General features: G+C 58.6%; 23 protein-coding genes and 1 pseudogene. 13 read left to right on the top strand and 11 right to left on the bottom strand.

From position 1 onward, the window contains the following. Positions 1-13 precede the first annotated feature (13 nt). The 4 genes from prmC to kdsA all read left to right on the top strand — a co-directional run bounded on the left by prmC (position 14) and on the right by kdsA (position 3,218). Positions 14-862, top strand: coding sequence for a peptide chain release factor N(5)-glutamine methyltransferase (gene prmC / locus KYK33_RS15225; protein WP_224431077.1), 849 nt, complete (start codon positions 14-16; stop codon positions 860-862). 37 nt (positions 863-899) lie between these two features. Next, positions 900-1,283 (top strand): SirB2 family protein, encoded by a 384-nt coding sequence (locus KYK33_RS15220; RefSeq protein WP_042040829.1) that lies wholly within the window; start codon positions 900-902, stop codon positions 1,281-1,283. Positions 1,284-1,371: 88 nt separating this feature from the next. Next, complete coding sequence (locus KYK33_RS15215) at positions 1,372-2,175, top strand: SirB1 family protein (protein WP_042040828.1); 804 nt, start codon at positions 1,372-1,374, stop codon at positions 2,173-2,175. Positions 2,176-2,363: 188 nt separating this feature from the next. After that, complete coding sequence (gene kdsA / locus KYK33_RS15210) at positions 2,364-3,218, top strand: 3-deoxy-8-phosphooctulonate synthase (protein WP_042040827.1); 855 nt, start codon at positions 2,364-2,366, stop codon at positions 3,216-3,218. 71 nt (positions 3,219-3,289) lie between these two features. On the opposite strand, the gene grcA is transcribed toward kdsA, so the two are convergent. Then, the gene (gene grcA / locus KYK33_RS15205) at positions 3,290-3,670 is read right to left on the bottom strand and encodes an autonomous glycyl radical cofactor GrcA (RefSeq protein ID WP_042040826.1); all 381 of its coding nucleotides are present in this window, start codon (positions 3,668-3,670) and stop codon (positions 3,290-3,292) included. Positions 3,671-4,142: 472 nt separating this feature from the next. Here grcA and ung point away from each other — a divergent pair, with 472 nt between their 5' ends. Both ung and KYK33_RS15195 read left to right on the top strand, forming a co-directional pair. After that, positions 4,143-4,811, top strand: a complete 669-nt coding sequence (ung, locus tag KYK33_RS15200) for a uracil-DNA glycosylase (protein WP_042040825.1) — start codon at positions 4,143-4,145, stop codon at positions 4,809-4,811. An 81-nt stretch (positions 4,812-4,892) separates the two neighbouring features. Next, positions 4,893-5,438, top strand: coding sequence for a hemerythrin domain-containing protein (locus KYK33_RS15195; RefSeq protein WP_224431076.1), 546 nt, complete (start codon positions 4,893-4,895; stop codon positions 5,436-5,438). A gap of 127 nt (positions 5,439-5,565) precedes the next feature. Here KYK33_RS15195 and KYK33_RS15190 read toward each other — a convergent pair whose 3' ends face one another. Together KYK33_RS15190 and tal are read right to left on the bottom strand one after the other, a co-directional pair. After that, positions 5,566-5,748: a DUF3545 family protein gene (locus KYK33_RS15190; protein ID WP_005907863.1), complete on the bottom strand. Its 183-nt coding sequence runs from the start codon at positions 5,746-5,748 to the stop codon at positions 5,566-5,568. 166 nt (positions 5,749-5,914) lie between these two features. Further along, a complete protein-coding gene (gene tal / locus KYK33_RS15185; protein WP_224431075.1) occupies positions 5,915-6,868 on the bottom strand; it encodes a transaldolase in 954 nt (317 codons plus the stop codon). A 714-nt stretch (positions 6,869-7,582) separates the two neighbouring features. Here tal and KYK33_RS15180 point away from each other — a divergent pair. From KYK33_RS15180 to yidZ, 4 genes and pseudogenes are all read left to right on the top strand, one after another. Beyond that, positions 7,583-9,013: an alanine/glycine:cation symporter family protein gene (locus KYK33_RS15180; protein ID WP_224431074.1), complete on the top strand. Its 1,431-nt coding sequence runs from the start codon at positions 7,583-7,585 to the stop codon at positions 9,011-9,013. A 253-nt stretch (positions 9,014-9,266) separates the two neighbouring features. Beyond that, positions 9,267-10,433 carry an FOX/MOX family class C beta-lactamase gene (ampC, locus tag KYK33_RS15175; protein ID WP_224431073.1) on the top strand — a complete coding sequence of 389 codons (1,167 nt, stop codon included), beginning with the start codon at positions 9,267-9,269 and terminating at the stop codon, positions 10,431-10,433. Positions 10,434-10,707: 274 nt separating this feature from the next. Further along, positions 10,708-11,923 (top strand): annotated as a pseudogene (locus tag KYK33_RS15170) (MFS transporter). 13 nt (positions 11,924-11,936) lie between these two features. Next, the gene (gene yidZ / locus KYK33_RS15165; protein WP_224431071.1) at positions 11,937-12,956 is read left to right on the top strand and encodes an HTH-type transcriptional regulator YidZ; all 1,020 of its coding nucleotides are present in this window, start codon (positions 11,937-11,939) and stop codon (positions 12,954-12,956) included. A gap of 30 nt (positions 12,957-12,986) precedes the next feature. Here the strand turns inward: yidZ and ruvX are convergent, their stop codons facing one another. The 7 genes from ruvX to metK all read right to left on the bottom strand — a co-directional run bounded on the left by ruvX (position 12,987) and on the right by metK (position 18,846). Beyond that, positions 12,987-13,412, bottom strand: a complete 426-nt coding sequence (ruvX, locus tag KYK33_RS15160; protein WP_005907859.1) for a Holliday junction resolvase RuvX — start codon at positions 13,410-13,412, stop codon at positions 12,987-12,989. Positions 13,413-13,445: 33 nt separating this feature from the next. Further along, complete coding sequence (locus KYK33_RS15155) at positions 13,446-14,000, bottom strand: YqgE/AlgH family protein (RefSeq protein WP_042040818.1); 555 nt, start codon at positions 13,998-14,000, stop codon at positions 13,446-13,448. Positions 14,001-14,314: 314 nt separating this feature from the next. Further along, positions 14,315-15,265, bottom strand: coding sequence for a glutathione synthase (gshB, locus tag KYK33_RS15150; RefSeq protein WP_224431070.1), 951 nt, complete (start codon positions 15,263-15,265; stop codon positions 14,315-14,317). A gap of 182 nt (positions 15,266-15,447) precedes the next feature. Beyond that, positions 15,448-16,179: a 16S rRNA (uracil(1498)-N(3))-methyltransferase gene (gene rsmE / locus KYK33_RS15145; protein ID WP_224431069.1), complete on the bottom strand. Its 732-nt coding sequence runs from the start codon at positions 16,177-16,179 to the stop codon at positions 15,448-15,450. A gap of 95 nt (positions 16,180-16,274) precedes the next feature. After that, positions 16,275-16,958 (bottom strand): endonuclease, encoded by a 684-nt coding sequence (locus tag KYK33_RS15140; protein WP_310504048.1) that lies wholly within the window; start codon positions 16,956-16,958, stop codon positions 16,275-16,277. Between the two features lie 68 nt (positions 16,959-17,026). Continuing rightward, the gene (locus KYK33_RS15135) at positions 17,027-17,545 is read right to left on the bottom strand and encodes a SprT family zinc-dependent metalloprotease (RefSeq protein ID WP_396021354.1); all 519 of its coding nucleotides are present in this window, start codon (positions 17,543-17,545) and stop codon (positions 17,027-17,029) included. Between the two features lie 149 nt (positions 17,546-17,694). Beyond that, complete coding sequence (metK, locus tag KYK33_RS15130) at positions 17,695-18,846, bottom strand: methionine adenosyltransferase (RefSeq protein WP_042040813.1); 1,152 nt, start codon at positions 18,844-18,846, stop codon at positions 17,695-17,697. Positions 18,847-19,221: 375 nt separating this feature from the next. Here metK and tkt point away from each other — a divergent pair, with 375 nt between their 5' ends. After that, the gene (tkt, locus tag KYK33_RS15125; RefSeq protein WP_224431068.1) at positions 19,222-21,213 is read left to right on the top strand and encodes a transketolase; all 1,992 of its coding nucleotides are present in this window, start codon (positions 19,222-19,224) and stop codon (positions 21,211-21,213) included. Positions 21,214-21,335: 122 nt separating this feature from the next. Further along, positions 21,336-22,139, top strand: a complete 804-nt coding sequence (locus KYK33_RS15120) for a DUF3800 domain-containing protein (RefSeq protein WP_224431067.1) — start codon at positions 21,336-21,338, stop codon at positions 22,137-22,139. Positions 22,140-22,243: 104 nt separating this feature from the next. On the opposite strand, the gene KYK33_RS15115 is transcribed toward KYK33_RS15120, so the two are convergent. Further along, complete coding sequence (locus KYK33_RS15115) at positions 22,244-23,509, bottom strand: RidA family protein (protein ID WP_224431066.1); 1,266 nt, start codon at positions 23,507-23,509, stop codon at positions 22,244-22,246. Positions 23,510-23,912: 403 nt separating this feature from the next. Here KYK33_RS15115 and KYK33_RS15110 point away from each other — a divergent pair, with 403 nt between their 5' ends. Continuing rightward, positions 23,913-24,230 carry a hypothetical protein gene (locus KYK33_RS15110; protein ID WP_224431065.1) on the top strand — a complete coding sequence of 106 codons (318 nt, stop codon included), beginning with the start codon at positions 23,913-23,915 and terminating at the stop codon, positions 24,228-24,230. The last annotated feature ends 202 nt before the right edge of the window (positions 24,231-24,432 follow it).

Genomic DNA, 24,432 nt, shown 5'->3' with positions numbered 1-24,432 from the left:
GAGAGCCGCACTGATGCAGATCCAGCAAGCCCGGGCCCATATCATGGCGACCCTGGCCTCCGGGGAATCCCCCCGCGCCGACGCCGATGCGCTGCTCTGCCATCTGCTGAGCTGCCGGCGCAGTTACCTGATGACCTGGCCGGAGCGCACTCTCGATGCCGCGCAGCAAGGGACGCTGCAAGCGTGGCTGGTGCGTCGCCTGGCCGGTGAACCCATCGCCCACCTTATCGGCGAGCGGGAGTTCTGGTCGCTGCCCCTCAAAGTGAGCCCGGCGACCCTGATCCCGCGCCCGGATACCGAGCTGCTGGTCGAACAGGCACTCTCCCGCTTGCCCGCAGGCCCCTGCCGTGTGCTCGATCTGGGTACCGGCACCGGTGCCATTGCCCTGGCGCTCAAGTCGGAGCGCCCCGATGCCGATATCTGGGCCCTGGATCTCATGCCAGGTGCCGTGGCCCTGGCCCGGGAGAACAGTCAGACCCTGTCATTGCCGCTGACGCTGCTGGCGGGCAGCTGGTTTGCCCCTCTGGCCGAGCTGATCACGCCGCCGCGTTTTGACCTGATTGTCTCCAATCCGCCTTACATAGACCCGGATGATGAGCATCTGGCGCAGGGCGATGTGCGCTTCGAACCGCTTTCTGCCCTGGTGGCCGACGAGCAGGGATTGGCTGACTTGCGCCAGATAGTGGCGCAATCCCCGGACTATCTGCAGGCGGGCGGCTGGTTGCTGCTCGAACATGGCTGGCAACAAGGGGAGGCGGTGCGCAACTTGCTGTCGCAGCAGGGTTATCAGGGGGTGGCGACCATACGTGACTATGGCGATAACGAACGGGTGACCCTGGGTTGCTGGCACCCTCATGATTGATGGCGGGCCAGGCCCGCATCTTGTTCAAGGATAAGTGATGTATTTTGCTCTCAAACATCTTCATCTGCTGCTGATCGCGGCTGCCGTGCTGATGTTCATACTGCGTTTCTACTGGCAACAGACGGGTTCTGACCGAGGGAGAGATCCCCGCACCCTGCAACTGAGTGGCTGGTGCAATGGCCTGGTGGTACTCACCGGTGTGGCCCTGTGCATGGTGCTGGATCTCAATCCGTTCAATAATGTCGTGCCCTGGCTGAGCGAGAAGCTGGTATCCATTCTGGTGGTTGCCTTCCTGGGTCTGATGGCATTGCGTCTGGCCCGAGGCAATATGATCCGCTGGTTTGCCTTCCTGGGCACCCTGGGTTGGGTCTATTTCGTGGCCAAGCTGGCCATACTCAAGCACTCAACGCTGTTCGGTTAAGGCTCATGATGCCCGTAATTGAGAAATGGACTGAGGTTGCCTGCATGCGGCTAGCCGCCTGCGATCTCGTGCCTGGGGGAATAAGCTGATGTTTCGCATCGATGAGTGGACGGATTTTGAGGCCCAGGATCTCGTCTTGCTGGCCCTGAGCGTCAGCGAGGAGATCAATCAGCATGATGGGGAAGGATCCCTGCGGGAACTGGAGCTGCTCGATGAGTGGCTCAATGAGACCCTTCAGGAAGGCACGGCCGATGAGGTGCGCACTCAGCTGATCCATGGTTTCTACCAGAGTCTGGGTTTTCACGGCGACTGGCAGGACTTTTTCTCCTCAGGTAACAGCGACATTGCCACTGTGCTGACGCGGCGCCAGGGGATCCCGGTCAGCCTCGGCATACTGCTTATCCAGCTTGGGCGACGGGTTGGTCTGGATGTGGAGGGGATCTGCTTCCCCGGTTACTTCCTGGTGAGTTTTGCAGGGGACGAGGGGGAGGTCTATGTCGATCCCTTCAACGGCGAGGTGCTGAGCCACCACCGTATCGAGCTGCTGCTGCGCGGCTCCCTCGGGGATCTGGCGGCCCTGAAACCGGATCATCTGCAACCTTCGGGGCAGTGGGAGATCATCGAGCGCCTGATCAACGTCAGCAAGAGTGCTTTGCTGCGTGAGAATCGCATGGCGGAGGCGCTGCGCGCCAGCGAGTTGCTGCTGCGCATGAAACCCGGCGATCCGCTGGAGACGCGGGACAGAGGCTTCATCTACGAGCAGCTCGACTGCCCACGCTTCGCCGCCGACGACTTTGAATATTTTATTGAACAGTGCCCGGACGATCCGGTGGCCGATGTGCTCAAGATGCAGCTGGCCGCCCTGGATCTCAGCCCCAAGCCCCTCCATTGAGGGCGTCTGGGGAAGCCCCTTCACTTAAGGATGCCTGGGAATTGAAACAGAAGAATATCAAGATCGATGTGCTCAAGGCGCAGCGGACTGATTTGGATTCAAGCCCCTTCACTTAAGGGGGCCTGGGAATTGAAACAGAAGAATATCAAGGCCGACGTGCCCAAGCCCCTTCACTTAAGGATGCTGAGATGGAACAGAAGAATATCAAGATCAACGCGATCGACGTAGCCAATGACAAACCCTTCGTGCTGTTTGGTGGCATGAACGTGCTGGAATCCCGCGACATGGCGATGGCGGTGTGCGAGAAGTACGTGGAAGTGACCAGCAAGCTGGGCATCCCATTCGTGTTCAAGGCGAGCTGGGACAAGGCGAACCGCTCCTCCATCCACTCCTACCGCGGCCCGGGCCTGGAAGAGGGGATGAAGATCTTCCAGGAGCTCAAGGCGACCTTCGGCATGCCGGTCATCTCCGATCTGCATGAGGTGCATCAGGCCAAGCCGGTGGCGGAAGTGGTGGATGTCATCCAGCTGCCCGCCTTCCTGGCGCGCCAGACCGATCTGGTGGAGGCCATGGCTCGCACCGGCAACGTCATCAACATCAAGAAGCCGCAGTTCCTGAGCCCGAGCCAGATGAAGAACATCACCGACAAGTTCGAGGAGTGCGGCAACGATCAACTTATTCTCTGTGAGCGCGGTGCCAACTTCGGCTATGACAACCTGGTGGTGGACATGCTGGGTCTGGGAGTGATGAAGAAGAGCACCGGTGGCTACCCGGTTATCTTCGACGTGACCCACTCCCTGCAGTGCCGCGATCCCCTGGGCGCCGCCTCCGGTGGCCGTCGGGATCAGGTCACCGAGCTGGCCCGTGCCGGCATGGCGGTCGGTCTGGCCGGCCTGTTTATCGAATCCCACCCGGATCCGAAATCGGCCCGTTGCGACGGCCCAAGCGCCTTGCCGCTGGAGAAGCTGGAAGGCTTCCTCAAGCAGATGAAGGCGATCGATGACCTCATCAAGGGCTTTGAGCCCCTCGATACCTCCGCTTGAGCCTGCGCGCAACAGCCATAAAAAAACCTCCCGTCGGGAGGTTTTTTTTCATCCGTAACCTTAAGCGTGGCTTACAGGCTCTTGGTAAAGGTACGGGTGATCACGTCACGCTGCTGTTCCGGGGTCAGGGCGTTGAATCGCACTGCGTAACCGGAGACACGGATGGTGAGCTGCGGGTACTTCTCGGGGTTGGCGACGGCGTCTTCCAGGGTCTCGCGGCTCAGCACGTTGACATTGAGGTGCTGGCCACCTTCGACGACGGGGTCGCTTTGCAGCGGCAGTTCACGATATTCGAACTGGCCAAGATCGGACAGTTTGACGTCCTGATCGGCGGCGAAGGCATCGTCTTTAGCGCAAATGCAGCGAGCCTGTTGCTGTGCTTCATCCAGCAGCCAGAAAGAATTCAGCAGCGCCGGGTTGGCGGCCTGGGTGATTTGAATGCCCTTGATCATGGCATGACTCCTCATTAAAAGCGGATCCACTGTAAGGAAATTACCCAAATGCGCTGAAAATAACTGAAACAGCCTTAACGGGCGCTTGCCTTACACCTTTACTCTGATGGGGTCATATATAGCATGTTAGTAATAAAACCAATCTTGATCTAAATCAAAAAACATCCGGAAAGCTGGGCTTATAGATATTTAATTCATTGAGTTTAATCAATATTAAGTCATTTGTGCCGAATTGTAAGATGGTCTAATTATGCATCTTTTCAATTCTTAATCTAGTAATTTAACTACATCTTATGCGCTTGTTAACCACACATATAAGCTCAGGGCGGTGAGGATATATGGCGGGTGGCTCAATCTCTTATCCCGTATCTCACTCTCTTTGTCCGGTGGCGCCTGAGTCGGCCCTGGTTGCGTCCGGCGGTTCCTCCCCCTATTCTGGGCACCTTGCAGAAACTGAGAACGAGGTATCCCGGTGTTGACCTGGACGGATGTGATTGGCTCCCAGAAGGAGCAGGACTATTTCAAGCAGACCCTGGCTGCGGTCAGGGCTGAGCGGGAAGCGGGCAAGCTCATCTACCCTCCGACCAGCGAGGTGTTCAACGCCTTCAAACTGACCGAGCTGGCGGATGTCAAAGTGGTGATCCTGGGACAAGACCCCTACCACGGCCCGGGTCAGGCCCATGGTCTCTGTTTTTCCGTATTGCCCGGAGTCCGTACCCCGCCCTCGCTGGTCAACATCTACAAGGAGATGGCACGGGATCTGCCCGGCTTCACCATCCCCAACCATGGCTTCCTCGAGTCCTGGGCGAAACAAGGGGTACTGCTGCTCAATACGGTACTGACGGTGGAGGCGGGGCAGGCCCACTCCCACGCGGCTCTGGGTTGGGAAACCTTCACCGACAGGGTGATAGAGCAGCTCAATGCCAGCCGGGAAGGGGTGGTGTTTCTGTTATGGGGTGCCCATGCCCAGAAGAAGGGGCGTTTCATCGACAAGGAGCGTCACCATGTGCTCACAGCGCCCCATCCCAGCCCGCTTTCAGCCCATCGTGGTTTCATCGGCTGCGGTCATTTCACCGAGACGAATCGCCTGCTGGTTGAGCAGGGTCAGCACCCGGTCGACTGGTGTTCTGTCTGCGTCTGACTTGATTGAGGGCAAAGTTGAGGGGATAAATGGCCGTATACTCAAGGATGGATATGTTCATTTTTAAGCCAAGGAGAGCTTATGTTAGCCAAGCTGCACCAGGATCACCTCAACATAGCCAGGCTGTTGGAGCTGCTCAAAAGCAAGCTCAATGCCATCCATGAGGAGCGGCCGGTCGATTATGCGTTGATGCGTGACGTGATCGACTATTTGCGGGAAGTGGCCGACAAATACCACCATCCCAAGGAAGATCTCATCTATGACTACTACCTCAAGTACCGTCTGGTCGAGGGAAATGTCAGCCAGCGGCTGCAACTGGAGCATGCCTCTCTGGTCGAGACTGGCTCCCAGTTGAAGGAGATGGTGGAGATGATCCTGATGGACGCCGTCATCCCCCTGGATCAATTTACCGCCAAGCTAGCCCAGTTCGTGGCCTTGCAAGAGGGACACATGAACTATGAGGAAGGGGTGATATTCCCGCATCTGCGCGATGTGCTGACCGAAGATGACTGGCGTCAACTGGAGCAACAGTGGCAGAACCGTGCCATAGGCGATCCCCTGTTCGGACCCGAGGTGAGCCAGCACTTTCAGGAGCTGGCCCGTCGCCTCTCTCTGCCAGTCATCTAGATGGTTATTTCACTGAAAGGGGGCTGTGATAGCGGGCCTGTTGTTGAGAGAGAATGGCGGTGGCAGCAGCCTCGTTGAAATAAGAAGACCCCGCGCAGGCGGGGTCTTTTCATGAGAGTCGATGCGGTTACAGCACTATCTCCTCGGAGAGACCATCGTAGGTGATATCGATCGACTGCAGCTCCTTCTGCAAGCGATGTTTATCCTTCAATGCCTCAATTTCTCTCCACTTGCGTTTTTTTCCCGTTGTCCCGCGACCGCGTGAACCCAGCTCAACAACATCTTCAACGTCATAGCTGAACATATCCATGGATCCCTCCTTGGTTGTTATTCTTTTCACCAACCGTATAACACAGCGCTATGGAAATTAAAACGTTTTCGTGACATTCATATGACAGGGTTCAATTGGCTAAATTAATCGACGAAAAAAAACCGGGCTCCCAACAGGGAGCCCGGTTTTTTCATCCGATGCAGACTCACGCCAAGCGGCTGGCCAGCATGGTTTCCAGTTTGCCCTGATCGACGGCAAACAGGCGGATGCCTTCGGCCAGTTTTTCGACGGCCATGGCGTCCTGGTTCAGTTCCCAGCGGAATTGGGCTTCACTCAGGGGGGCGGGTTTGGCCTGGCGTTCACCGGTGTAGCTCAGTTTGCGTACCACGGCGCCTTCGCTCTTGCTCAGCTCTTCCAGCAGGGCAGGGCCTATGGTCAGGCGGTCGCAGCCGGCCAGTTCCAGGATCTCGCCGGTATTGCGGAAGCTGGCACCCATCACCACGGTCGAGTAGTCGTGCTGCTTGTAGTAGTCGTAGATGGCGGTAACGGAGACCACGCCCGGATCTTCGCTCGGGGTGTAGTCACGGTTGTGCTTGGCCTTGTACCAGTCGAGGATACGGCCCACGAAGGGGGAGATCAGGAAGGCGCCGGCTTCGGCACAGGCACGGGCCTGGGCGAAGGAGAACAGCAGGGTCAGATTGCACTGGATGCCCTCTTTCTCCAGCACCTCGGCGGCACGGATCCCTTCCCAGGTGGAGGCGAGCTTGATCAGGATACGATCGTTGCTAATGCCCGCTTCGTTATAGAGACGGATCAGCTTGCGGGCCTTGGCGATGCTGGCCTCGGTATCGAAAGAGAGACGCGCATCCACCTCGGTGGAGATGCGACCCGGCACTATCTTCAGCACTTCCAGGCCGATATTGACCGCCAGCTTGTCACCGGCGTCGATAAGCTGCTGAGCCTTGTCCTGGCTCTGGGCCTTGGCCCAGTTGATGGCGTCGTCGATCAGCGGTGCATACTCGGGGATCTCGGCGGCCTTGAGCACCAATGATGGGTTGGTGGTGGCGTCGGTCGGCTGGTAGCGCTTGATGGCTTCGATATCACCGGTGTCGGCGACGACTGTGGTCAGGGCTTTGAGCTGAGTTAATTTATCGGCCATGGCAAATATCATCTCTTGATGGGGAGTCATCCCAGGGTGATGGCGTGGGCGGTACGTTTTGAAACAAAATTACAAAAACGCGGCGGCAGACGCTCAGAACTGCTGGATGAGGCGACCCCATCCACACTGTTTGCCTACTTAATACAGTTGAAGGGCCTACCGCAAGAGGGGGGATTGCACAGGGATCGAACAGTGGCGTGGTCTTTAGGGTAAACCATGGTTAAAGCGTATGATTTATATGATTTTTTTAATATCTTCATCGCACTATCGAGTGGCTTGTCAGCGTCACTTTTTTTATGTTTTTATCGGATATGTGGAGTTGGTCACAAAAAACTTGATGGCCACTACTTGAAATTTTATTACGTGTAAAACGTTTTTCAGAAAACCGCCTGTTTTGGCCCTTGTTCTGGGAAACGTTTGAGCAAACGATGGCGCGTGGATCGGGGAGGGCCGGGCACTGGCATCTTGTACATCTGCGCGGGCTAAATATGCCCAGATTGGGTATGGATTATTGTTTTTGTTGAATCTTTGCTGAATAACTGCGGTTTTTCGGCCTGGTATCGTTCACTTATTGTGATCAGGGTGACGGGGATCACTATTCTGAACCTGCCCGCTATGCTAGATTCCGCCCCTTTAGCAGAAAGCTAATGCGGCAACATACAGCAAAGCGGTCAGCGCAGACTGGCCATGGATGTGAATAACAACGAGAGAATTATGGATACCTTGATAGCGCTACTGAACGACCTGATGTGGGGAGCCGTGCTCATCTACCTGCTGATTGGGGTCGGCATCTTCTTCACTGTCCGCCTGGGGTTTATCCAGGTGCGTCACTTTGGCCACATGTTCTCGGTACTACGCAACAGTCGTAAATCCGACCAGGCTGGCATCTCCTCCTTCCAGGCACTCTGTACCAGTCTGGCCGCCCGCGTGGGGACAGGTAATCTGGCCGGTGTCGCCGTTGCCATCTATCTGGGGGGCCCGGGCGCCATCTTCTGGATGTGGCTGATTGCCTTCATCGGCATGGCAACCGCCTTCGTCGAGAGCACCCTGGCTCAGCTCTACAAGGTCAAGGATGAGGATGGCAACTACCGAGGGGGCCCCGCCTATTACATGGAGCGTGGCCTTGGCATGCGCTGGATGGGGGTGCTCTTCTCCCTCTGTCTGCTGCTGGCTTTCGGTCTGATATTCAATGCCGTGCAAGCCAACTCCATCAGTCTGGCCATGAACGTGGCGTTTGGCATTCCTGACTGGATGAGTGGCATCGTCCTGGTGCTGCTGGCGGGTCTTATCATCTTCGGCGGCATTCGCGGCATCGCCCGCTTCGCCGAACTGGTCGTGCCCTTCATGGCCCTGGCCTACATACTGCTGGCCCTGGTCATTGTCGCGATGAACATCACCGAGCTGCCCGGGGTGTTTGTGCTGATCATCAAGTCTGCCTTTGGCATAGAGCAGGCCGGATCCGGTGCCATGGGGTATGCCATCTCCCAGGCGATGATCAACGGCATCAAGCGTGGTCTCTTCTCCAACGAGGCCGGTATGGGGTCTGCCCCCAACGCCGCCGCGACCGCCACCCCCTATCCGCCGCACCCGGCCTCCCAGGGTTATGTGCAGATGCTGGGGGTCTTCATGGACACCATCGTCATCTGTACCTGTACTGCCGCCATCATCCTGATGTCCGGTCAGTTCGAGCCGGGTTCTGGCATCACGGGGGTCGAGTTGACCCAGCGGGCACTCTCGTCCCAGATTGGCAGCTCGGGCAATATCTTCATTGCCACCGCCATCTTCTTCTTTGCCTTTACCTCGATCGTGGCGAACTACTCCTACGCCGAGACCAACCTCATCTTCCTGGAACACAACCACAAGGGCGGCCTGCTGTTTTTCCGTCTGCTGGTGCTTGGCATGGTGATGTTTGGCTCTGTGGGCGAGCTGCCGACCGTGTGGGCCCTGGCGGATGTCTCCATGGGCTTCATGGCCATCGTCAACCTGGTCGCCATACTCCTGCTCTCCGGGGTCGCCATCAAGTTGGCCAAGGATTACAACGATCAGCTCAAATTGGGCAAGGTGCCGACCTTCGATGCCAACAAGTACCCGGAGATCCGCAGCCAGCTGGAGGCGGGGATCTGGGATACGCCGGTCAAGAAGTAACACCGCACACCAGACCGATAGCAAGAGGGGAGACAATGGCTCCCTTTTTTATGGATTGAGGGCGGGGAAGTGGGTCAGGGCGGGAGAGGCGTAGACCAGAGGGCTTCGGCGCGACCGGCCCGCAGCGAGATTATCCGGCGCGACTTCACCCAGACTTCACATGGCCTCATCACCAGCACATGCTGCTCGCCTATGCTGGTCTCACTGTGCGCCATGACGGCGACCTGCCGATAAACAAGAGGACGAAGACACAATGCAACAACGACAGCGGATTAACTGGGTGGCAGCGAGCACGCTGTTGTGGGTCGGTCTGGCTCAGGCTGGCAGCGCAGCCACCGACATTCAAGCCGATACCCTGAACAAGTTGGTCGATGCCAACATTCAACCCCTGCTCAAAGAGCAGAGGATCCCCGGCATGGCGGTCGCCGTGCTCAAAGGGGGCAAGGCGCACTATTTCAACTATGGGGTGGCTGATCGGGCAAGCGGGGCCAAGGTCAGCGAGCAGACCCTGTTCGAGATAGGTTCGGTCAGCAAGACTCTTACGGCAACGCTTGGGGCTTATGCCGTGGTGAAGGGAGGGATCAAACTGGACGACAAGGTGAGCCAGCATGCGCCCTGGCTGCAAGGCTCGGTATTTGACGGCATCACCATGGCCGAACTCGCCACATACAGCGCCGGGGGCCTGCCGCTGCAGCTCCCGGACGAGGTGAATTCGACCGACAGCATGCAGGCTTACTACCGCCACTGGTCACCTCCATATCAGGCGGGAACCCATCGCCAGTACTCCAACCCCAGCATAGGTCTGTTCGGCCATCTGGCGGCGAGTAGCCTGGGCCAGCCCTTCGAGCAGTTGATGAGCCAGACTCTGCTGCCCAAGCTAGGTCTCGATCATACCTATCTCACCGTGCCCGAGGCGGCCATGGCGAATTATGCCTATGGCTACGCCAAGGATGACAAACCGATCAGAGTCAATCCGGGGATGCTGGCGGCAGAGGCCTATGGCATCAAGACCGGCTCGGCCGATCTGCTGGCCTTTGTGCGGGCTAACATGGTGTATCAAGGGGATAGCGAGGTCAAAAAGGCGATAGAGCTGACCCACACTGGTTTCTACTCGGTGGGGAAGATGACCCAGGGGTTGGGATGGGAGATGTATGAATACCCGCTGAGCCTGGAGACATTGCAGGGGGGGAACAGTGCCGAGATGGCCCTCAAGCCTCATCCCGTGAGCCCTGTCACCAAGCCGGTCGTGGCGGGGGGCAGTGTGCTGTTCAACAAGACGGGTTCTACCAATGGCTTCGGCGCCTATGTGGCTTTCGTGCCTGCCAAGGGGATTGGTATCGTCATGTTGGCCAATCGCAACTACCCCAACGAAGCCCGGGTCAAGGCGGCCCACGCCATCCTGAGCAAGCTGGCCGAGTGACAGCTCGGCCCTGTTGATTGACATGAGTACGCCGGGATTACCCGGCGTACTTTTTGGTGTTGTCCGGCACAGTCACGCATCACCTGATGGCCCCAATGGCTTGCCCCTTGCCCCCGAATTTCCAAATTGGAATCTACCGATCGCCATCTCGTCACTAGGTGCGAGCGGGTGCCCCTCCTATAGTGCTGTCCATATTCAACCTGTCCCCCCTGCTCCCGCCACCGACGCTGGTTGGCATGGTCTGCGTGGGCTGACCCTTCGCAATGGAGCATCCATGGGCATTTTCCTGCTGTGCACTTTCCTGATGATCATCCTCTATCCGGTCGGGATCGATCTCTATCTGGTGGCAGTGCCCCAGATTGCCGATGCCCTGCAGGCGAGCGAGGCGCAGATCCACACCGCCTTCTCCATCTACCTGTTCGGCATGGCGGCCACTGTGCTACACCGCCTTCTCCATCTACCTGTTCGGCATGGCGGCCACTGTGCTGCTGGGGGGGATCATTGCCGATCGCCATGGACGGCGTTGGGTGGTGCTGGGAGGCGCCCTGATTTTTGTCCTCGCCTCCCTGGCGGCGGCCAATGCGGCGGGGATCCGCCAGTTCTATCTCGGCCGTTTCTGGCAGGGAGTCGGGGCGGGGGCGCTCTACATCATGACCTTTACCGTGCTGCGGGATGTGCTGAGCCAGGCGCGGCTGGCGATGGCGTTCTCCATGATAAACGGGGTGATCTGTGTCATCCCTGTGCTGGCGCCTGTGCTCGGTTATCTCATCCTGTCGCATTTCGACTGGCGCGGGATCTTTGTGGCGATGGCGCTGCTGGCCGCCGTCAGCGGTCTGGTCAACCTGCTGCTGCTCAGGGAGACTCGCCCGGCCCGCCAGCAGAGTGGCGCGACCCGGCCCCTTGCCCTGCTGGGCTCTCCGCGCTTCATGCTGCACTCGCTGCTGACCAGTGCCAGCGTGACCGCCATCCTGGTCTATGTCAGCGTCTCGCCGCTGATCCTGATGCAGGAGTTCGGCTTCACCACTGAGCAGTACGCGATAGTGATGATGGTGATGGCCGGGGTGAGCATGTCCACTTCCTTCCTGACCCCGCTGCTGCTGCGTTGGCTCGGCAAGCATCAGGTGCTGGCGCTCTCTCATCTGACCTACCTGCTGGCGGCGATAGCTCTGCTCGGTTGCTGGCAGCTGGGGGACGACATCCGGTTGCTGCTGCCGGGTTTTGCCCTGGTCTGCATCGGCTTCTCCTGCGGCTTCGGGGTGGCGATGGGGGAGGCGCTGGCGGAGTGTCAGCACCAGGCGGCATTTGCCAGCGCCCTGCTCTGCATCATGCAGATCAGCCTCTCCGGCTTCTATATCTGGCTGCTGGGCCAGCTTGGCGTGGCCCCATCCTTGATGCTGATCTCTGCCCTGCTGTTGACCCTGCTCAGTTACCTGGCCGTCAAAGGGCTGCTACCATGGCTTGCGCTGCGTGAAGCGCGGTCGCGGGGATAAGGGGAGAGGAAAGATGCGCAACCTGGGTGAACTGGATTTGAACCTGCTGGTGGTCTTCAAGCACCTGATGCAGGAGCGCAGCGTGACAGGGGCGGCCAAGAAGCTCTGCGTCACCCCCTCGGCGGTGAGCAAGGCGCTCGCCAAGCTGCGGGACTGGTTTGACGATCCCCTCCTCGTGCGGGTGCGTCAGGGGCTGCAGCCGACCCAGCTCTCCCTGACTCTGGAGGAGGAGCTCAAGGCCTGGTTCCTGCTGACAGACAGCATCACCTCTCTCAATAGCGAGGCGATCCCCGAGGGGGCCCGCTTCAGCCTGGTGATGGAGTCCCCCTTCAGCACCAGCTTCCTGAGCGAGCTGCCCATGACCATCTACCAGAAGTATCCCCACTCTGTGGTCAGGATGCTGGGGTGGGATCATCACTCCCTCAACGACATAGTCAACGGGGATGCGGATCTCGGCTTCTGCGCCCGGGAGACCCACGGTCGCTCCCAGGCCAGGGTCAACCGGCTGCCCTATTACATCGATCACGAGGTGCTGTTCAGTGACAGGCCCGTGGTGTTCCTGCGTAAAAATCACCCCCTGCTCCAGCAGACCTGGTCCCTGGAGAACTTCCTGGCCTGTCCCCAGGTAAGCGTGGTGTGGGAGGCCAGCGACAGCTGGGCGCTGGATGATCTGCTGGAGGACGAGGGGCTGAAGCGGGAGGTGCCCATCATGGTGGCGAGCTTTGAGCAGGCCCTGCACATCGCCTCCCAGTCGAGTCATGAGCTGATCGCGGTGGCGCCGTCTTATTGCGCCGGCTATGCCGCCAGGCACCACGGCAATCTGATCGCCATGCCGTTGCCGCTGGCCGAGGCGCTCTATCAGCAACTGGAGATCGCCTTCATCCTGCTGTGGCACAAGCGCCATAACCAGGATGCCAAGGTGATGTGGCTGCGCAATGAGACGAAACTGCTCTATGGCCTGGCGGCGGAGGGACTTGCCCTGTTCCCATGGGGCGGGGGAGAGGCGGCGTTGGCGCCGGCGGGAGATGCCTGATGCAGGGGGCCAATGGCTGGCCCCCCGGGCTCAACCGTACTGCTCTTCCATCCAGGCTTCGACGATGAGCTGGGCCGAGACGCCATCCACGCTGCCCTTGTCGAGGGCCTTGTAGCCGCCGCGCTCGAACAGTCGGGCACGGGCATCCGTGGTGGTGAGCCGCTCGTCCTTGAACTCGACCTGCTTGCCGAAGCGGCCATGGAGCCGATTGCCGAACTTGCGGGCCCGTACCGTGATCTCCTGATCGGTGCCATCCATATTCAGCGGCAGGCCGACAATAAGCAGATCCGGCTGCCACTCCTTGAGCAACTTTTCAATCTCGTCCCAATTGGGCACACCGTCATTGGCCTTGAGGGAGCGCAATGGCTGCGCCGTGCCGGTGAGCTCCTGGCCGATGGCGACCCCTATGCTCTTGGTGCCGTAATCGAAACCCATGATGCTACGCGCTGATGACATGTCTGTTCCTGTGAGGTGAGGGAAGGGCCAGGCTTAGCTGTGCCCTATGTCGCTGGAGAGGTGCAGGGGGTTGACCCCTATGCTGGCGGCGGCTTGCTGCCAGCGCAAATGGGTTGGGGTATCAAACAGCAGGGCCTTGTCCGGTGGTATCACCAACCAGGCGCTGTCGACCAGCTCCTGCTCGAGCTGACCCGCACTCCAGCCGGCGTAGCCCAGCGCCACCAGATAGTGATCCGGCGCCAGCTCCGTGCCCAGGGTCTCCAAGATGTCCTTGGAGGTGGTGACCATCAGCTCGTCACTGACCTGCAGGCTGGAGTTGAAGCCGGGGCGAAAGCTGTGCAGCACGAAGCCGCGTTCGGCGGCGACCGGCCCGCCCTGCAACACCGGCTGCTTGAGTTCGGGTTTGGGGGGCGGCGTCAGCTTGAGCTGCGCCAGCATGGTATCGAGCGCCATGTCGACGGGGATGTTGACCACCAGCCCCATGGCCCCCTCTGGGCTGTGCTCGCACAGGTAGACGAGGGCACGCTCGAAGTAGGGATCCTTGAGGCTCGGCATGGCGAGCAGAAAATGATTTTGCAGTGTTTGCATGGGTCAAAGAGTGCAAGGCCGAGGTATTTGGGCCAATTATGGCAGCTAGGGCGGGCGGGCAAAACCGCTTTTTTAGTGGGCGGGCTGGAGAGTTGCCAGCGGATGAGCATGATGGGAGCCCTGAAACGGGGGCCAGTTCTTGGTAGAAGAGGCTGCGAAAGCGCTGAGTCACGCCACTTTCCTGGCGGTGACCACTGCGTGCTTGGCGGTTACCGCAGCGCGGGATCTTCGGCGCTGCGGCGATAAAATGGCAGGCGAAAAAAATGAGGGAGCGGGTTGCCCCACTCCCTCGTTGTGTTGCCAACCTGGGCTGATCAGTGGCCCAGGCGACGCTCGATGGCATCCATCAGCATGCCGGTGACGGAGACGTCGAAGGCGGCCTCAATCTCGCGGATGCAGGTCGGGCTGGTGACGTTAATCTCGGTCAGCCGATCGCCGATGATGTCGAGGCCGACGAAGATCAAGCCCTTGGCCTTGAGGGTCGGGCCGACCGCGCGGGCGATGGCCCAGTCGGCCTCGCTCAAGGGGCGCGCCTCACCGCGGCCACCGGCCGCCAGGTTGCCACGGGTCTCCCCTTGGGCCGGGATACGGGCCAGGCAGTAAGGCACCGGCTCACCGTCCACCACCAGCACCCGCTTGTCGCCGTCCTTGATGGCGGGCAGGAAGGTCTGCGCCATGCAGTACTGGCTGCCATGTTCGGTGAGGGTCTCGATGATGACGCCGACGTTGGCATCGTCCTCCTTCATGCGGAAGATGGAGGCGCCCCCCATGCCGTCCAGCGGCTTCAGGATCACGTCCTTGTGCTCGGCGTGGAAGGCGCGCAGCTTGTCGGCGCGGCGAGTGACGAGGGTGGTCGGGGTGTGCTCGGCGAACCAGGCGGTGTAGAGCTTCTCGTTGGCGTCGCGCAGGCTCTGGGGCTTGTTGACGATCAGGCTACCCTCGTCCTCGGCCCGCTCCAGCATGTAGGTGGCGTAGATGAATTCGGTGTCGAACGGCGGATCCTTGCGCATCAATATCACATTGAGCTCGCTGAGCGGCTGATCGACCACCTCGCCCAGTTCATACCACTTGGCCGGGTTCTGATCCACGCGCAGTGGGCGCATGGTGCCGAAGGCGCGACCGGCCTCCATGTAGAGATCCGCCATCTCCAGATAGAAGAGCTCATAGCCACGACGCTGGGCTTCCAGCAACATGGCAAAGCTGGAGTCTTTCTTGATGTTGATGGTCGAGATGGGGTCCATCACGATGCCGAGTTTAATGGTCATCCGAATATCCTTCTGGTAGCTCGATTGCGAGTGAGATTCTTAAAACTTGTTCAAGGTCTGTCACGAGAGGTCGTCAGCAAGGTAAAGAGCAGCGCAGGAACCGGAGCGTATAGACATACGTGAGGATTCCGAGCAGCGCATGAGCCTTGATCACGACCTCGCAGTAAGACATTGGACTGGTTTCAGGCGAGATCGCCAAACCGGCACTGCAGCGCCGTGATGACGGTCAGGGCCGCGGTTTCGGTGCGCAGCACCCGCGGCCCCAGCAGCATCTCTTTGAAATCTTCCTGCACAGTACGGGCGATCTCGTCGCTGGACAAGCCGCCCTCCGGGCCTATCAGCAGGCGTACGCCGTGCGCAGGGATAGGCAGGGTGCTGATGCTGTACTCGGCGCGCGGGTGCAGGTTGAGCTTGAGCTCCTGGGTCTCTTCTGCCAGCCAGGCATCCAGCTCCATCGGCATACGCACCTCTGGCACCACATTGCGGCCGCACTGCTCGCAGGCACTGATCACCACCTTCTGCCACTGTTCGCGTTTCTTCTCCAGCCGATCGGCGGGCAGTTTGACGCCGCAGCGCTCGGAGAAGAGCGGGGTGATGCAGGTGACGCCCAGCTCCACCGATTTCTGGATGGTGAAGTCCATCTTGTCGCCACGGCTGATCACCTGGCCCAGGTGGATGGCCAGAGGCGACTCGACCGAGCGGGCCTCGGCGCTCTCTATGCTCACCTCGAGGGATTTTTTCCCGACGCTGGTGATGAGGGCGTGGTACTGCTGGCCATCACCGTTGAACAGCTCGATGGCCTGACCGGCCTGCATGCGCAGCACCCGGCCTATGTGATTGGCACCGTCTTCCGACAGGGCGAGGGTCTGGCCAACCTGCAGGGCGGCCGGTTCATAGATACGTGGAATGCGCATGGCTGAGTGTCTGTCTCTTGGCTGATTCAATGAGCGGGATGGCTCTCATCCCGCCCTGTCTGGGAGCAAGGGGACGCCTGCTTCCTTACATGGTGTCATTGGCACTGCTTTTCAATGAAGGGATTGGTGTTGCCCTGCAGTTTGCCGATGCGGCGATTGCGTTCGCACTCCCAGCTATCTGCCGGGTACTGCCTGTCCCAGGCTTCGAACAGTTTACGTTGTTGTGCGGCCAGACGCAGCCCGTGTTGTTTGCTCATATAAAGATAGGCGCGGGCTATCTGGCCCCGTACCGGCCCCTTGGGCGGCTGTACCTGACGCGCCTTGAAATCAACCAGCATCTGGCACTGGCCATACTGGTTCGGCTTGCCGTTCCAGTCGGAGAAGCGGTAGTTGGCGCGATCGCCGTTCACCTCGCCGATGGCGGGGAAGAGGTTGTGCATGTCCCCCTCCATCTGGTTGAACTGGTCGCTCTTGCCGCAGTTTTTGCGGCCACCCTCCTGCCAGCACTGCAGCTGGTGGCCGAACTCCCAGGCGGGCACCACATGTTCCCACTCGATGCGGGCGGCGCGTTTGGCCTGCTTGCGCGGCTCATAGCCACAGCTGGCCAGATCCGGGCTCATCTGCTTGCCCTGATAGTCGATGTCGCAGCCGCAGTAGAAGCTGGTGGGGTGGGACTGATAGAGGCGATTAAGACTTTGTTTGGCGGTGCGAAAGGTCTGGGCTTGCAACGGCAGGGCCATGAAGAGGGCAAGCAGGATGAACGAGGCGAAACGAGACATGGGCTTCCTTAAGGGGGTCGGGAGTGATGTTGGCAGCGCCCCTGGCATGGGGGCGACAAGAATGCGACTCAGGGGCGAGTGAGCACCTGCTTACAGCGCCGGCAATGGTAATTGGCCTCCCCGCGCGCCACCTTGTTATGGCGGCGGATGGAGAGCTGATGCTGCTGGCAGGCACAGGCGTAGGTCACGCTAGGCTGAGCCAGCACGGCGAGATCGAAGCTGTGGGTGGTTCTGGGTTCCAGATTGAACACTTCTCGCATCACCGACTGCCACTGGCGGCCGTGGGGCAGCACTCGCCCCTTGCCTCGTCCTGCACCCCACAAGGCATGCACCAGCAGGTGCGCCACCTCATGGGGCACCACCTCATCGAGGAAGGCCTGATAATTGGCCGCAAACAGTGCCGGGTTGAAGCGCAGCTCCCAGGTTTGCAGCCGTGCCGACCCCGCCGCCCGGCCACGCATGTTGCAGTGGATCTGCGGACGCGGGAACGGGCGCCCCAGTTTCTGCTCGGCTTGACTGAAACAGAGATGGACCCGTTCGGTCAGGGTCTGCTGCATCTGTAGCGGGGTGAGAGTAAGTGCTGACATGGGCAATTGAAGGCTATTCATGCAGGTGAGCGAAAGGGGGCAGTCTACCTCTTGCTCATGCTGACGAAAAGCAGGCAAGGGGTCTGTTCATCCGGATCCCGGACATGAAAAAGGGGAGCCTGAGCTCCCCTTTCTGACTACCGGCTGGCTTAGAGGCCAGCGGCGGCGCGCAGCAGCTCGGCCTTGTCGGTACGCTCCCAGGGGAACTCTTCGCGACCGAAATGGCCGTAGGCGGCGGTGGCCTTGAAGATGGGGCGCTTGAGATCCAGCATCTCGATGAGGCCGTAGGGGCGCAGTTCGAAGTGCTCGCGCACCAGCGTGACCAGCAGCTCCTCGGAGACCTTGGCGGTGCCGAAGGTTTCGACGCTGATGGAGGTCGGCTCGGCCACGCCGATGGCGTAGGAGACTTGCAGCTCACAGCGGTCGGCCAGACCGGCGGCCACTATGTTCTTGGCGACATAGCGAGCGGCGTAGGCGGCGGAGCGATCCACCTTGGATGGATCCTTGCCGGAGAAGGCGCCACCACCGTGACGGGCCATGCCGCCGTAGGTATCGACGATGATCTTGCGACCGGTCAGACCGCAGTCACCCATGGGGCCGCCGATGACGAAACGGCCGGTCGGGTTGATGAAGAACTTGGTGTTCTTGCTGATCCACTCGGCGGGCAGTACCGGCTTGATGATCTCTTCGCGCACCGCTTCGACCAGATCGGCGTGGCTGATGGAGTCGCAATGCTGGGTGGAGAGCACCACGGCATCGACGCCAAGGATCTTGCCTTCGCTGTCATAGGCGAAGGTGAGCTGGCTCTTGGCATCCGGACGCAGCCACGGCAGGGTGCCATTCTTGCGCACTTCGGCCTGACGCTTCACCAACAGGTGAGAGTAAGTGATGGGTGCTGGCATCAGCACCTCGGTCTCGTTGGTGGCGTAGCCAAACATCAGGCCCTGGTCACCGGCGCCCTGCTCATAGGGATCGGCACGATCGACACCCTGGTTGATGTCCGGGGACTGCTTGCCGATGGCGTTAAGCACGGCGCAGGAGTCGGCATCGAAGCCCATGTCGGAGTGGGTGTAGCCAATCTCGCGCACGGTATCGCGCACGATCTGCTCGATGTCGACCCAGGCAGAAGTGGTTACTTCGCCGCCAACCAGTACCATGCCTGTCTTGACCAGGGTCTCACAGGCGACACGGGCCATGGGATCCTGTTCCAGGATGGCATCCAGCACCGCATCGGAGATCTGGTCGGCGATTTTATCGGGATGGCCTTCGGAGACCGACTCGGAAGTAAACAGCTTTGCCATGGAAGCATTCTCAACGCTAGGGGTTATCGCCTTGGCCATAACCGGGTAAAAAGGAGAGTCTTGGTATTTGAGATATCTGCATCGGGACGTCACTCTAGGGACGTCTTTGTAGAGGTATCTCCATCTGGACGTCTATTTTAAAGAGGGGGGAGGGTGATTGCCAGCACTATTTTGGTTTGGTGCCAGCTGTGGCCAGCCTTACCCATAAAGGGTTGCAAATGGCCGCAAAGCGAATCGTTTGCCGGGGCAAGAAAAGCGACTGCGCTCCCAAAGCCACTTTATTCGCCCAGATAATATTTGCACCTCGCCCGCCCTGCTGGGACAATAACGCGCCTTAATCTTGGCCATCAAATGAAGCAATCGCAGGAGATACAGATGCCTTCTCGTAAAGAGCTTGCCAATGCCATTCGCGCATTGAGTATGGATGCCGTACAAAAAGCCAACTCCGGTCACCCGGGCGCCCCCATGGGAATGGCAGATATCGCCGAAGTGCTGTGGCGTGGCCACCTCAAGCACAACCCGAACAACCCCAAGTGGGCCGACCGCGACCGTTTCGTGCTGTCCAACGGCCACGGCTCCATGCTGATTTACTCCCTGCTGCATCTCTCCGGTTACGACCTCACCATCGAGGATCTGAAAAACTTCCGCCAACTGCACTCTCGCACCCCGGGTCACCCTGAGTACGGTTATGCCCCTGGCATCGAAACCACCACTGGCCCGCTGGGTCAGGGCATCACCAATGCCGTGGGCATGGCGATCGCTGAAAAATCCATGGCCGAGCAGTTCAACCAGCCGGGTCACGACATCGTCGACCATTACACCTACGCCTTCATGGGCGACGGCTGCCTGATGGAAGGTATCTCCCACGAGGCTTGCTCCCTGGCCGGTACCCTGCAGCTTGGCAAACTGATCGCGTTCTGGGATGACAACGGCATCTCCATCGACGGTCACGTGGAAGGCTGGTTCACCGACGACACCCCCAAGCGTTTCGAAGCCTACGGCTGGCACGTCATCCCGGCCGTTGACGGTCACAGCCCGGAAGCCATCAACGCCGCCATCGAAGCCGCCAAGGCCGAGACCGGCAAGCCGACCCTGATCTGCTGCCGTACCATCATCGGTTACGGTTCACCGAACAAGTCCGGCTCCCACGATTGCCACGGCGCACCGCTGGGCAACGACGAGATCGCCGCCGCCCGTGCCTTCCTGAAGTGGGATCACGCGCCCTTCGTCATCCCGTCCGAGATCGCCGCCGAGTGGAATGCCCAGGAGAAAGGCACCAAGCTCGAATCCGACTGGGCTGCCAAGTTCGCCGCCTATGAAGCCGCGCACCCGACCCTGGCTGCTGAATTCAAGCGCCGTACCGCAGGCGAGCTGCCAGCCAACTGGGCCGCTGAATCCGCCAAGATCATCGAAACCCTGCAAGCCAACCCGGCCAAGATAGCGACCCGTAAAGCGTCCCAGAACTCCCTGGAAGCCTTCGGCAAGCTGCTGCCCGAGTTCATGGGTGGTTCCGCCGATCTGGCGCCGTCCAACCTGACCATGTGGTCCGGCTCCAAGTCTCTGACTCCCGAGAGTGCGGCGGGCAACTACATCCACTACGGCGTGCGCGAGTTCGCCATGTCCGCCATCATGAACGGCATCGCCCTGCACGGTGGTTTCATCCCCTACGGCGCCACCTTCCTGATGTTCATGGAGTACGCCCGTAACGCCCTGCGCATGGCCGCCCTGATGAAGCAGCGCGCCATCTTCGTTTACACCCACGACTCCATCGGTCTGGGTGAAGATGGCCCGACTCACCAGCCGGTAGAGCAGATAGCCTCCCTGCGTCTGACCCCGAACATGAGCACCTGGCGCCCCTGTGACCAGGTGGAATCCGCCATCGCCTGGAAGCACGCCATCGAGCGTATGGATGGCCCGACTGCGCTGATCTTCTCTCGTCAGAACCTGCCCCAGATGGACCGCAGCGCCCAGCAATTGGCCGATACCGCCAAGGGTGGTTATGTGCTGAAGGATTGTGCCGGTACCCCGGAGCTGATCCTGATCGCCACTGGTTCCGAAGTGGAGCTGGCCGTGGCCGCCTATGAGCAGCTGACCGCCAAGGGCCGCGCCGTGCGCGTGGTCTCCCTGCCAGCCACCGACGTGTTCGACGCCCAGTCTGCCGAGTACAAGGAGTCCGTCCTGCCGTCCAGCGTCACCAAGCGCGTGGCCATCGAAGCGGGTATCGCCGACTACTGGTACAAGTACGTGGGCTTCGGCGGCAAGATCATCGGTATGACCACCTTCGGTGAGTCCGCACCGGCCGAGCTGCTGTTCAAGGAATTCGGCTTTACCGTGGAAAACGTGGTTGCGACCGCAGAGTCTCTGTAATAGCCCCTGTAATTCCTGAAGATTGGGCCGTCTAGGCTCAATAGCCGGAAGGATAAAACGCCCTCCATCGCAAGATGGGGGGCTTTTTATAAGATAAAAACTAATAACAAGAAGGGCATAATGTGAATACACTAATTGCATTTGATGATACCGGCTCTCCAGGCAAGTCTCTTAATTCTAAATATTTAGACTCTGATCGTAAAACATATGTTGGTGTTTTATTTGAGCCTAATATTATTGATGAGGTACGAACGCAGATGAATGGTGTGTTAGGCCTATTTAAAGATGAGCTCAACACGACAGAATGTCATCTTACTGAAATAATGAATGGCCAAGGAGAGTGGGCTAAAATAGACTCTGACATGCGATTATGTATATTTAGTACATTTTGTGATATTTTTTCACATTACAAATTCACGTGTTTAGTTCAGTCCTGGGCTCCTTCTTATTACGTTAGGAATAACATTGCCCTTGGTAAGGGGACAAAGCATGGAGCACTGAAATTATATGAACATAGTGATATGGCTATGTTTATGGCATTGATAAAAGCAAAGCATTATTTGATAGATAATAATTATAAAACTCCTGTTTCTATAATTTTCGATGAGGGGCGCCGAAAAGCAGGTAGTGAAATGGTGTTACCATTATTGCGAGGTATTACTAAGCGTGCATCTATATCTTTCGAAAGATCAAGTGGAAATCCATTCCTACAAATTGCAGATTTTGCCGCATACTGCTTAAATAAATCTCAGTTATTAGCAGTAAAGGAAAAAAGAAGTGAGATAGATGACTTGATTTTGAAATGCATAGAACTCGCTGATTTTAATTATGTTGGGGCGCCTAAAATAGATGTTAAATATAGCGAGCTAAATTCAGAGCACTATGACTACATGCAGCGATTGTATTTGGACTCGATAAGGAGTTGATAGATAATCAGATTGTGATGTTAGTAGATCAGTTAAATTGGCTTGATGATTAGAAGATAACGATTTCACCGGTATCTTCTAATCTCTCGTAGAGTTTATTAAATTTAAGCCTGTGGCGGGGTACTTTCCGCATTGGAGAGTACGGCATCCATCTGCACTAGGGCGCCGGCGGGCAGCTCGCTCACGCCAATGACGGTACGGGCGGGCAGATAGCTCGGGAAGTATTTGGTGTAGATGGCGTTTACTGCGTCCAGATCCTCGATGTTCTTCAGCTGGATATTGACCTTGACGATATCGTCCATCACATGGCCGATGCTCTCCACAATCGCCTTGATATTGCTCAGGCACTGGGCAGTCTGCTCACGGATACAGCCGGTCAGCACCTTGCCGGTGGCCATGTCGATCGGCAGCTGGCCGGCAATATGGTTGTAGTGGGAGAAGGCGACGCTCTGGCAATGGAGCGGGCTGCGTGGTGCCTGGTCGGTGTTGCGGGCGCGGATCACCAGGTTGTGCCTGTCTTCCACCAGCTGGGGCGGGGTGCCGTCACCGTGGGAGATGACCGCATCCATCTGCACCCGGGCACCCAGCGGCAGGGCAGAGGCCACGATCAGGCTGCGGGCCGGCAGATAAGCCACGGCGCGGGCGATGGCGGAGTCCGGGAAGAAGGTGCTGTAGACCTCGTCAACGGCCTCCAGATCCGCGAGGCTGGTCAGGTAGATGTTCACCTTGACGATGTCGTCAAAGGGCACATCTATGCTCTCCAGCACGTTTTTGATATTGCGCAGGCACTGGGCCGCCTGCTCCTGGATACCACCGGCAACCAGTTTGCCCGATGCCCCGTCGACCGGCAGCTGGGCACCAATGTTGTTGTAGTGAGAGAAGGCAACGGTATGGGTCGAGAGTGCACACTGCGGGGCTTTGTCGCTATTGCGGGCGAGTTTCACTAAGGCGCAGGGTGCCTGGGGGAAGGTGCCTTCGCCGTTGGAGATAAGGGCGTCCATCTGCACCAGCGCATGCATCGGCAGGGCGGCCACGGCGAGCACGGTGCGGGTCGGCACATAGCCCGGGAAAAATTCGCGATAAACGCTGTTGACCGCCTCCAGATCCCCCATGTCTTTCAGGAATATGGTGGCTTTGACCATATCGTCCATCACGTGGCCGATGCTCTCTATGATCGCCTTGAGGTTATTCAGGCACTGTCTGGCCTGCGCCTGGATATCGCCACTCACCAGCTTGCCGGTCTTGGGATCGACAGGGAGTTGAGCGGAAATATTGTTGTAATGAGAGAACGCCACGCTCTGGGTATAGGGGCCCAGATCCTGGGGGGCATTAGGGGTATTTCTGGCTGACTTGATGATGGTACCACTCATGGCGATACTCCTTTCTCTTTATTGATGTAGGGTCAACGCCTTCCTCGTTTGCCGCACGCCTCGCTTTATTTCGGCAACAGTTGCCCGTTCCCGACGAATGACGACGGGTGATACGGAAAACAGTCATCGCTGTTTCGAGTCTTGCTTCGACGTCGCCTGCGTGGGCGAGCGGCTGATGGAGAAATGGATCGGGTTGATGATTCAGACAGGGGGATTCTATGGGGGGCCGACCAGGGGATGCAAACTGGGATCGCATTTCTATGAGGTGGCTCAATGCTCTGAAATATAGCTAAAATGCGGTTCAATTCACGATATATAACGGCTGGCCGGGTGTCATAACGCGCCTTATAAGGGAAATGGCCGCAGTGCGTGGGTTTGTACCGGGCCGTCGTTGATCAATTCTGTGAATAAAGGGTTAATCATCGGCAATATTTTGCTGTTCATGCACTTCAATATGAATGGCTATGCATTTTATGCCCATGAACGGGGCTGTCAGCAACATCAAAAATATGCTAGCCAATGTCCGTTTTCGACCCTTGAAACAGAGGCGAGAATTATCATTCACCTAGGCTGCATGACGACGATGTCATTGACGCAAGCGAGCCGCCGCAATCAACCAATACGGGCTGCATATGACATTCAGATTTATGCAATGAAATTGCAGCGGGAAAAAGAAGGGAAGAGAACAAGGTCGATAACGTCTGCCGGCAGAGCCGGATAATGACAGAGAGGGCGGCATGTGCCGCCCTCTCTGTTCGTGTGCGCTGGTTGCCCGTTCAGGCGGGGTAGAGGGCACCGAGCACCGCTGGTCGGCTGGCGCCGGTGACGGCGGGCAGGTTGCCCGGTTTGATAAACGGGGCCGGGATGACAGTCGGCTACCCCTATTGCCCCTCTCGGCCCTTCAGGCGGGATAGAGGGCACCG

The sequence above is a fragment of the Aeromonas rivuli genome (assembly GCF_020149575.1).
GTDB classification, from domain to species: Bacteria; Pseudomonadota; Gammaproteobacteria; order Enterobacterales; family Aeromonadaceae; genus Aeromonas; species Aeromonas rivuli.
This window is presented reverse-complemented; position numbering and strand designations above follow the sequence as displayed.